Consider the following 10,138-nt stretch of genomic DNA (forward strand, 5'->3'; position numbering starts at 1 on the left):
CTCATCGGACGCCCCCAGGAAGCTTTGCTCTGTGCGAAAGCGAAGCGTCAGCTACAAATGTTTTCTGTAGCGAAAGCGAAGCGTCAGCTACAAAGCGCCCAGTCGAAACGGAAATCAACCACACGTTTTGAGGATGATCCATTTTTATTCACAAAAACTAGTTGATTTCTACTATTTCCTGGAATAATTTATTAATCTATAATTAGAGTCGAATCCAATACTTTTATGGAAAAAACATATGAGAAAAGACATCTGTGATGAAAAGGGCGGTGTAGAACAATGAAAAAGCTTTTACCCTATGCTATTATTTTGACTTTTTTAATCAGTTTTATATTTGTAGGTAATACTCCTGCAAATGCGGAAGGTACACTAGTTATTCAATCCGTAGCTAAAGACACAACAGTTTATGTAGAACCTTCCGTAGAAAGTGCCGTAATCGGGCAATTAGCGAAGGGTAGTTTTGTAACAGCCACACCAGTAAGTGAGGAATGGACTCGAATTAAAACGCAACAGCTAGAGGGATTTGTAGAAACGGCAGCATTAGTAAGCCTTAAATCCGAAAAATATGTAGTGACGCAAAAAGATGGAACAACTTTATTTACATACCCTAGTCCAAGTGCACAAAAAGCCGGACAAATTTACGAAAATAGTATTATCTTTGTATATGGATCAGCACCTGGAGGTTGGTCATTTATCCAATATGGTCATCAAACAGGTTATGTGGCAACAAATTCTTTAAAGAAACCTGTTGCAACAAAAAAACGAGTAAATGCTACTAACGGCGCTGTGCTTCGTTTAACTGCTAGCCCAAGTGGTGAGGTTCTTGGTACACTTGCCAATAAAACAGTCGTTCAGCAATATACAACGCTAGCAGGCTGGGCCTATGTAGAAGCGGATGAACAACAGGGCTATGTGAAAGCTTCAGAGCTAGCAAATATCCAAATAACGGGTAACAAAGTATACAATAAAGGTGTACCTGTAGCGAAAGGGGAAAAAAAGCGTGTGGCATTAACGTTTGATGATGGGCCAGATGCAAAAGTTACCCCACAAGTTTTAGCAATTTTAAAGAAATATGATGCAAAGGCTACATTTTTTATGGTTGGGCAAAATGTCTCTAAAAATTCAGCAGTCGTAAAGCAAATTTATGAGGCTGGCCATGAAATAGGCAATCATACATGGGACCATGCAAAGTTAACAGCCTTATCGACAGCAAATGTTAAACAAGAGGTTGATCGAACTAACAATGCTATTTATGCTGCAATCGGTCAATATCCAACGGTTTTCCGTCCACCATATGGTGCAACGAATGATAAAGTTCGTTCTGTCATGACGATGCCTTCTATTCTATGGTCAATCGATACGCTAGATTGGAAGCATCGTAATGCTGAGAAAATATTAACGTATGTGAAAGCGTCAGCAAAAGATGGCAGCATTATTTTAATGCATGATATTCATCAAACGACAGCAAATGGTTTAGAAAATGTCATTCTATACTTGCAAAAACAAGGCTACGAATTTGTAACTGTTAGTGAAATATTACAATAATCAATAAGCGAATGGAAAGGCCGTGCAACTGTTAATCAAGACAATTGCACGGCCGCTTATTTTATGAAATTAACGAGACCTATTTTATGACTCTAGAAAAAGGGAGATGTAAAACACAGAGGTATTAGCTACGAATGGGTCTGCGTCCTTGTGTAGACCGCTTAAAAGTGCGGCTACAAAATAATTCGACCATTACCTGTCTTGTTTATGTTCGTTGATAGTCGTAGTAATGAAGGCACTAAACACAATATCAAAATATACTAAGTTATCAGCATATTATTTGAAATAACAGATACTTATACGTTTGTCTACATTCAATTTATAAAGATTCGGAGGAATAGAAATGACTACTAAAAAGAATCTTTCACAATGCATAAAGATAAGACCTTTAACCCTAGATGATTATGAATATGCCTTAAACTGGAGTATGGATGACACTTTTTGTTTAGCCAATGGATGGGAGTTAAATAGAAGTCCCGAAGAACTATATAAATGGTGGCTCAAATGTATTAACAATGTAGCTGAGGATTTTATCCGAATGGGTATTCAGTTTAACGATAGATTAGTTGGATATGCAGATTTAGCCTGTATTAAAGGGAATACTGCTGAATTAGGTATTGCAATTGGTGAAAATAGGCTGTGGGGGAAAGGGATTGGATTTAATTCTGCTCTATGTATGATGGCGTTTGCCACAAAAAAATTAGGAATTACAACTTTTAACGCAGAAACACACGAGGCTAATGTTCGTTCACGAAAAATGCTTGAAAAGATAGGATTTAAAGAAATAAGTAGAGTAGGTAGTGAAAAATATTTTGGCATGAACAGCCAACTAATACAATACGAACTAAATTTATAACAGGGAAACCTCAATTTAAAGGTTCCCCCATATTTTCTTCAGAAATAAACATTAAAATTTAATAGAGTATTTATTTAAATAAATTGATCGTTGTAATAATAATTGGAATACCGAAGACGTCGATTAAAAACGCTCCTACAATGGGTACAACAAGAAATGCTTTTTGAGATGGGCCGAAACGTTGGACAACTGCTGACATATTGGCCATCGCATTTGGCGTTGCCCCTAAACCGTGACCAGCAAAACCGGCAACCATCACCGCAGCATCGTAATTTTTTCCAAGTATCTTAAACAAGACAAATATACTAAATAAGACAATGAAGAATACTTGTACAAAAACAATGATGAATAGTGGCAGTGCTAAATCAGCAATTTCCCATAATTTAATACTCATGAGTGCCATTGATAGGAAAACACCTAATGTCACATCGCCGATTAAAGAAATGCTTTTCATGTTAATCGCTTCAGGTTTTATTTTATCCATAATATTGCGCACTAGTACAGCTACAAACATTGCACCGACATAGCCCGGTAGTACGAAGCCAGTAGCTTCTGAGAATAATGTTCCAACATATGTCCCTACAGCCATACAGAACGTAATTATTAATACTTGTGTAAAGAATGAATCGGATGTTATTTGTTCATTTTTATTTTCAAAATCAATTTCTTTTGTTTCTTGTTCATTTGGCGTTAAATTATATTTACCAACTAAGTATTTGACAATCGGGCCACCGATTAAGCCACCAGCCACTAAACCACATGTAGCCGCAGCCGCACCGATTGTCATGGCTGATGAAATACCTAAGTCTTCTAATGTTTGTCCAAATGCTGCAGCGGCACCATGGCCACCTTCCATAGAAACAGCACCAGCCATCATACCGATTAATGGATGAATCCCCATAAGCGATGCAAGAGATACACCAATCACATTTTGCATTAATGCTAAGAAACCACAAGCTAACCAATAAATAATTAATAATTTTCCGCCAAGCTTTACAAGTTTAAAGCTTGCTCCTAAACCAATTGTTGTGAAAAATGTAATCATAAATAAACTTTGTAATGACGTATCAAGCGATATTTCTAATACGCCAGTTGTCTTTAGAATAGTGGCCAACGCGGCGAATAATAAGCCACCAACAACAGGTGCTGGTATACAAAAACGCTTTAAAAAACCGATTTTATTGATGAGCCAGCCGCCCAATGCGAATAGTGCAACTGCTAGAAATACTGTTGTAATTTGATTAATTTCGATCATGAACATTATCTCCTAAGTAAGTGATTTAGTGCTTCATATACAAAATAAGCACCTAGTTTAACTGTGCGTCCATTCTCATCCAGTGAAGGATTTACCTCACAAATATCAAAAGAATGTGTATTTGGATGTGAAGTGACTTGTTGAAGTATCGTGCGTACTGTTTTTGGATCTAGTCCAAACGGTGATGGAGCACTAACACCCGGTGCAAATGCAGCATTTAGTACATCCATACAAAGTGTTAAGAGAATATAATCATGATTATCCATATACCGCTGAAGGTCATGCATGATTTGTGCTTTATTTTCTGGCGTCATATTTTCTTCTAACACATAATTCACATGCAATTCATCGGCTTTATCAAATAGTTCTTTTGTATTGCCAAAACGTTGTATGCCTAAAACAAAGTAATCGGTAAGCGCATCCTGTTCTAAAATCTGCCGGAACATTGTACCGGAGGATGGTTGCTCATCGTATGGTCGTAAATCGAAATGAGCATCGATGTTGACGATCCCGATTTTTGCATCTTTAGGGATCGCTGCACGAACGCCTAAATAATGTCCGTATAATGTTTCATGTCCACCGCCAAGCACGACACATTGTATTTTTTTATTTAGCAATGTTTTGACAATTTCGCCGAGCTCGTGTTGCGCTTCTTCTAATGCGCGGTTAAGACAAAGAACGTTACCAACATCTATAATTTGCTGTTCATCATTAAATGTCCAAGGTAAGCTAGATAGTGATTCACGCAGAGCATTAGGTGCACTTGCTGCCCCTACACGCCCCTGATTACGACGTACACCTTCATCACATATAAAGCCCACAATTCCGGCATGCTGATTATCTGAAGCGCTTACATCATTAATAGCAGTTCTTTTCACTTTTTGATGTAAACGGAAACTACTCGTATTAGTCGTTGAATCTATACGGCCTTTCCATTGTTTTTGATCTGTCATTGTATACATTTATTCATCAACTCCATTTCCAATATTATTCTAGTGAAAATATTGTTATGAATAAATTATATATTCACATAATTATAAATGCTAATATATAATTAATATTAATCTATAGCTTAAAACTATAAATGTGGGGGGATATTGCTGTGGATTTTAAACAATTACAATATTTTTTAGCAGTTGTGGAGCAAATGAATTTCTCGAAGGCAGCAGAAAAACTACATATTTCTCAGCCTTCTCTCAGTAATGCTATTAAAAAATTAGAGCAAGAGATTGGTTCACCTTTACTTGAAAGGAATACAAGAAATCTTCAATTAACAGAAGCAGGCGAGCTTTTATATGAACGAGCAAGCGTTATATTGAAAAACATGGAAGTTTTAAAAATAGAAATGGATGAGGTAATTGTACGTGGCACAAGTGAAATAACGATAGGCGTGATGGAATCGATTAAGCATTGGCTCCCAAAAGTCATTACAGAGTATAAAAAAGAATATCCAGAAATGATGATTCATTTAGTAGATATTTTAGGGAGTAAGCGTGTTGAAAAATCACTTAAAAGCTATAAAACACATTTAATTATTACAAATCAGATAATGGATGATGAAGAGCTCGAGGTTAACTGCTTATATGAAGAGCGACTTGTAGCTGTTTTACCTTTAAATCACCCATTAGCGAAGAAAGAGAAGCTGACGATCGCAGATTTAAGTGAAGAGCCTTTTATTATTAGTACAGGGGGCTTTCAAACGAGACATGACATTTTAGATGCATTTGAAAAGGCTGGCAAAAACATGAATATTCAATTTGAAATTGAACGCTTTGAAACGGCTGTATCGCTCGTTCGTGAAAATTTAGGCGTTACCATTCTACCAGAAAATTATTTAAAAGGTCCTACAGCAAAAACTATTGTACAAAAAGAAGTAGATTGCCCCAATTTACGACGAAATGTTTATGTGGTGTACTTAAAAAATCGTCATTTACCTTTGGCTATTCGTGAATTGCTTACTGATATTATGGAGATAGGCAAAACACTTTAGAATAGTGAAAGCTTAAATACCACGGTTGATGGATTATGTTAAAAATGAAACTAAGAGGAACATGAATTCTAAATAATATGAAGGGTGACAATATGAGAAAAATAGTAATTGGTATTCTAATAGTATGTTTATACTGTTTTCCTTTTGTTTATTTTTCAATGTACCAAGATTTTGCTAACCGATCAATGCTCTGCTACTTATTGATGATTGTAGTGACTTCACTTCTTGCTTTTCTTGGGAAATTTCTATGCAACTCAATTCCTTTTATTATTGGCAATATTGTATCGGCCATTATGTCCTTTTACTTTATCGGTAGGATGGAAGACACGCTAGGGATAGGATGGGATAGTGGTTATTTTAAACCATTTTCACCTTCCCAATTAGTAATAATTGTGAGTATTTTAATTTTAATTCCTCAGTTTTTCGCTATGAAGTTAGCTAATGGATACAAAAATAAAGTTAAAGATTAAATTAAGTGAGATGAGTAACTTCAATGAATAAAAGTTACTCTTTTTTTGATGAAGTGCACATAGCGATAAATTAACGCAATCGACGCTATTGTGATTTGAAAATACATATTATGGCAAAATAGTGTTTTAACTTGTATTTTTTTATCGTAATGAGAATTTCTATCTTTAAAAACACTGCCTTAAGTATGAATTTTCTCTATAATTCAAATTTTTGTTTAATAGACATTGATTTACAAGAAATATAGCGGTAACATTTAATGTAAGAATAAAAATGAATATTCATTCATTTGTCATTTTGATGTTCAAATAAAGGGGGCCTTTTAATGAATTTTTCTTATAGTGAAAAAGTAGTCGAATTACAAGAGAAGCTGACAAATTTTATGGAACAATACATTTATCCAAATGAGGCAGTGTTTGCTGCGCAGGTAGAAGCAATGGAAGATCGTTGGGGAGCGATCCCGCCAATTATGGAGGAATTAAAGTACAAAGCACAAGAAGCGGGCCTATGGAATTTATTTTTGCCAGATAGCGAATATGGTGCAGGTTTGACGAACTTAGAATATGCACCTTTATGTGAAATTATGGGACGCTCTTTACTTGCTCCTGAAGTGTTTAATTGCAATGCGCCAGATACGGGAAATATGGAGGTGCTTGTGCGTTACGGCTCAGAACAGCAGAAGAAGCAGTGGCTAGAACCGTTATTGCGTGGAGAAATACGTTCCTGCTTTGCAATGACTGAGCCTGCAGTCGCGTCTAGTGATGCAACAAACATCGAGGCAAGTATTGAACGTGATGGCGATGATTATATTTTAAACGGACATAAGTGGTGGACGACAGGAGCTGGCGATCCTCGCTGTAAAATCGCTATTTTTATGGGGAAACATAAAGATTCTACAGCACCTATCCATGAGCAACAGTCGATGATTTTAGTGCCGATGGATACACCGGGAGTGAAAATAGAACGTATGCTTACGGCATTTGGCTATGATCATGCACCAGAAGGACACGGTGAGGTGACGTTTACGAATGTTCGAGTACCAGTTGAAAATATTTTGTGGGGAGAAGGAAAAGGCTTCGCGATTGCGCAAGGTCGTTTAGGGCCAGGTCGTATCCATCATTGTATGCGTCTTATTGGAGCCGCTGAACGTGCATTAGAGGAAATGTGCTTGCGTGTTCAGGAGCGACATGCTTTCCATCGACCACTCGCAGACCAGGGTGTGATGCGCGAGCGTATTGCGGAGTCCCGTATCGATATTGAGCAGGCAAGACTCTTAACGCTTAAGGCAGCGTACATGATGGACACAGTAGGAAATAAAGAAGCGAAGGCAGAAATTGCGATGATTAAAGTAGTAGCACCAAATATGGCATTGCGAGTGATTGACCGAGCAATTCAAGCATTCGGTGCTGCTGGAGTAGGACCTGATACGACGCTTGCCGCACAGTGGGCAAATTCTCGAACATTACGACTAGCAGATGGACCGGATGAAGTGCATCGTAACACGGTTGCCAAGCTGGAGCTGAAAAAGCATGCTAAAAAGCAAGAGGAGCTGGTTAAATGACAGTATTAGATTTATTTAGCTTAAAGGGGAAAACGGCCATCATAACGGGGGGAGGACGCGGTCTTGGAGCCCAAATTGCACAAGGCTTTGCGGAAGCTGGTGCCAATATTGTACTGTGCTCAAGAAAGGTCGAGGCATGCGAAGAGGTAGCTGTAGAATTAGCTGAATTAGGTGTACAAACATTAGCTCTTGCCTGTGATGTGACAAAGCCAGAGGATATAGCAAACGTAGTATCAAAAACGCTTGAATCATTCGGCCAAATTGATATTTTAGTCAATAACAGTGGGGCGTCCTGGGGTACTCCGGCTGTTGAAATGCCGTATGAGGCTTGGCAAAAAGTTTTCGATGTGAATGTCAATGGTACATTTTTAATGAGCCAAGCTGTTGGCAAAATAATGCTAGAACAAAAGAGCGGAAAAATTATAAATATCGCCTCAATTGCAGGGCTTGGTGGTACATTACCTGATTTCATGGATACAATTGGTTATAACGCAAGTAAAGGTGCGGTCATTACTTTAACAAAAGATTTAGCCGTAAAATGGGGGCCATATGGCGTCAATGTAAATGCGATTGCCCCAGGATTTTTCCCAACAAAAATGTCACAGGTCTTAATTGAGCGCGGACAAGATTATTTAATGGGCGTGACGCCGTTAAAACGTTTAGGAACTGAAAATGATTTAAAAGGCGTAGCATTATTTTTAGCCGCGGCTGCCTCAGATTATATTACGGGGGACGTCATAGTTGTAGATGGCGGTATGAGTTCAATCATTTAAGGGAGGGGTACAATGGATACGATACAAGTAAGGGCAAGTGAACGTATTGATGAAGTGAAATTACATTCATTTTTAAAGAGTCAATTTCCAGAGTTACCAGAAGGAAAGCTAGAAATTTCACAGTTTAGTGCCGGACATTCAAATTTGACTTATTGCCTAAAAGTAGGCGAATTTGAAGTTGTTCTTCGTCGACCCCCACATGGACCAGTCGCCAAAAAAGCGCATGACATGAAACGAGAGTTTACGATTATATCTGCATTACATCCTTTTTTATCTGCTGTACCAAAACCTTATGTTTACGTTGAAGATCGAGAGATTATCGGTAGTGATTTCTTTTTAATGGAACGCAAAAAGGGTATCGTACTCGATACTCATTTTCCATCTGGAACAGAAAATACGGAGGATTTAGGACGGCTCATATCAGAAAAGATGGTTGATTCACTTGTTGCTCTTCATGCAATACCATATAAGGAAACGAAGCTTAAGGATATGGTAAAGCCAGAAGGGTTTATGGAACGGCAGGTACATGGATGGATTGAGCGCTATGACAAAGCGAAAACGGCAGAGCATGCTGAAGTAGCGACATTGACAAAGTGGTTAAAGGATCATGTACCTTCTAATCATGAAGCAACCATTATTCATTATGATTACAAGCTGAATAACGCCATGTTTACAAGCGATTACTCTGAGATGATTGGTCTTTTCGATTTGGAGATGACAACTGTAGGGGATCCTTTAGCAGATTTAGGTGTAGCCATGAGCTATTGGATGCATGCAGATGACCCAAAAATGCTACTATATGCTTTTGGAGAACCGCCAATAACGACTTTACCAGGGTTTTACACACGTCAAGAATTTATTAATCGATATGCAGAGAAAAGCGGGCGTGATGTTTCAGCCATCGATTATTATATTACATTTGCCTACTTTAAATTAGCTGTAATTTGTCAGCAAATCTATTATCGATATGTGAATGGTCAAACAAAAGACGACCGTTTTGCACAAATGGATAAAATGGTAGCTGCCCTCATTCATCAGGCTTCCAAGGCACTCTAAACTATGGTGAAAATGACGGTTGTTTATAAAGCAGCCGTCATTTTATATTGTTAAAACCTTTTTCTGTCAATGAAATTAAGGTGTCAAATTATATAAGGTAGGACTCTGCCCTGCAAAAATAAGAAATGATCACATTTTAGGAGGCTGAAATGGAATCAAGATTGAGTGTAGAAAGTGAAAAAAATAATGAGATAAAAACAAAGATGGGCTTTCTACTCATATTTTACTTTTCATGGACAATTAAAGAATTATGGTTAATCGACTACATTTATTCGTTCGGTGAAATTATCTCTCCATTATTAGAGGCGTTCGTTAAGGGGTTCATTTGGATTGTTCCAACGTGGTTGTACATAAAATACTATTTACATACTTACCCATTCGACTACTTGGTAATGAACTTATATATTGTTAAGGAGAAAAAATCTCCCATACCTGTAAAGCAAACCGGTCAGATTGTTGAAGATCAACATTGTTAAAGATGGGAATATTTGAGATGGTGGGTATTACGCAAACCGTAATAGTGGAACAAGGGGATGAAAGCGAGAGGGGATATTTATGACTTATAAGTTTGAGATTATGACTCAGGAACAAGCTGAGGATATTGCACATAATTGGCACTATGATGGAGAATATT

General features: G+C 37.6%; 10 protein-coding genes. 8 read left to right on the forward strand and 2 right to left on the reverse strand.

Annotated features, from left to right (window positions below; translation table 11 throughout):
* The first annotated feature begins 279 nt into the window (after positions 1-279).
* Together PVA17_RS23460 and PVA17_RS23465 are read left to right on the forward strand one after the other, a co-directional pair.
* Entirely contained in the window at positions 280-1,545 is a 1,266-nt protein-coding gene (locus tag PVA17_RS23460; RefSeq protein ID WP_248716153.1) for a polysaccharide deacetylase family protein, read from the forward strand.
* 343 nt (positions 1,546-1,888) lie between these two features.
* A complete protein-coding gene (locus tag PVA17_RS23465) occupies positions 1,889-2,401 on the forward strand; it encodes a GNAT family N-acetyltransferase (RefSeq protein ID WP_274069157.1) in 513 nt (170 codons plus the stop codon).
* Positions 2,402-2,471: 70 nt separating this feature from the next.
* On the opposite strand, the gene gltS is transcribed toward PVA17_RS23465, so the two are convergent.
* Positions 2,472-3,656, reverse strand: coding sequence for a sodium/glutamate symporter (gene gltS, locus PVA17_RS23470; protein ID WP_274069158.1), 1,185 nt, complete (start codon positions 3,654-3,656; stop codon positions 2,472-2,474).
* A 5-nt stretch (positions 3,657-3,661) separates the two neighbouring features.
* Positions 3,662-4,618, reverse strand: a complete 957-nt coding sequence (gene hutG, locus PVA17_RS23475) for a formimidoylglutamase (protein ID WP_274069159.1) — start codon at positions 4,616-4,618, stop codon at positions 3,662-3,664.
* Positions 4,619-4,758: 140 nt separating this feature from the next.
* Here hutG and PVA17_RS23480 point away from each other — a divergent pair, with 140 nt between their 5' ends.
* The 6 genes from PVA17_RS23480 to PVA17_RS23505 all read left to right on the forward strand — a co-directional run bounded on the left by PVA17_RS23480 (position 4,759) and on the right by PVA17_RS23505 (position 9,980).
* Positions 4,759-5,646, forward strand: coding sequence for a LysR family transcriptional regulator (locus tag PVA17_RS23480; RefSeq protein WP_132360974.1), 888 nt, complete (start codon positions 4,759-4,761; stop codon positions 5,644-5,646).
* A gap of 92 nt (positions 5,647-5,738) precedes the next feature.
* Complete coding sequence (locus PVA17_RS23485) at positions 5,739-6,116, forward strand: hypothetical protein (RefSeq protein WP_132360972.1); 378 nt, start codon at positions 5,739-5,741, stop codon at positions 6,114-6,116.
* Positions 6,117-6,439: 323 nt separating this feature from the next.
* On the forward strand, positions 6,440-7,675 hold the full coding sequence (locus PVA17_RS23490; protein ID WP_132360970.1) for an acyl-CoA dehydrogenase family protein: 1,236 nt from the start codon (positions 6,440-6,442) through the stop codon (positions 7,673-7,675).
* Positions 7,672-8,448 (forward strand): SDR family oxidoreductase, encoded by a 777-nt coding sequence (locus tag PVA17_RS23495; protein WP_132360968.1) that lies wholly within the window; start codon positions 7,672-7,674, stop codon positions 8,446-8,448. Before PVA17_RS23490 ends, PVA17_RS23495 begins: the two co-directional genes overlap by 4 nt.
* Before the next feature lie 12 nt (positions 8,449-8,460).
* A complete protein-coding gene (locus PVA17_RS23500; RefSeq protein ID WP_274069160.1) occupies positions 8,461-9,504 on the forward strand; it encodes a phosphotransferase family protein in 1,044 nt (347 codons plus the stop codon).
* A 149-nt stretch (positions 9,505-9,653) separates the two neighbouring features.
* On the forward strand, positions 9,654-9,980 hold the full coding sequence (locus PVA17_RS23505; RefSeq protein WP_274069161.1) for a hypothetical protein: 327 nt from the start codon (positions 9,654-9,656) through the stop codon (positions 9,978-9,980).
* The last annotated feature ends 158 nt before the right edge of the window (positions 9,981-10,138 follow it).

This window comes from Lysinibacillus sp. CNPSo 3705, assembly GCF_028674935.1.
Classification (GTDB): domain Bacteria; phylum Bacillota; class Bacilli; order Bacillales_A; family Planococcaceae; genus Lysinibacillus.

What these genes read in the sequence shown, in the direction of transcription:
- PVA17_RS23485 (WP_132360972.1), top strand. Translation starts at nt 5,739, where the DNA reads ATGAGAAAAATAGTAATTGGTATTCTAATAGTATGTTTATACTGTTTT.
- PVA17_RS23490 (WP_132360970.1), top strand. Translation starts at nt 6,440, where the DNA reads ATGAATTTTTCTTATAGTGAAAAAGTAGTCGAATTACAAGAGAAGCTG.
- hutG (WP_274069159.1), bottom strand. Translation starts at nt 4,618, where the DNA reads ATGTATACAATGACAGATCAAAAACAATGGAAAGGCCGTATAGATTCA.
- PVA17_RS23500 (WP_274069160.1), top strand. Translation starts at nt 8,461, where the DNA reads ATGGATACGATACAAGTAAGGGCAAGTGAACGTATTGATGAAGTGAAA.
- PVA17_RS23495 (WP_132360968.1), top strand. Translation starts at nt 7,672, where the DNA reads ATGACAGTATTAGATTTATTTAGCTTAAAGGGGAAAACGGCCATCATA.
- gltS (WP_274069158.1), bottom strand. Translation starts at nt 3,656, where the DNA reads ATGATCGAAATTAATCAAATTACAACAGTATTTCTAGCAGTTGCACTA.
- PVA17_RS23460 (WP_248716153.1), top strand. Translation starts at nt 280, where the DNA reads ATGAAAAAGCTTTTACCCTATGCTATTATTTTGACTTTTTTAATCAGT.
- PVA17_RS23505 (WP_274069161.1), top strand. Translation starts at nt 9,654, where the DNA reads ATGGAATCAAGATTGAGTGTAGAAAGTGAAAAAAATAATGAGATAAAA.
- PVA17_RS23465 (WP_274069157.1), top strand. Translation starts at nt 1,889, where the DNA reads ATGACTACTAAAAAGAATCTTTCACAATGCATAAAGATAAGACCTTTA.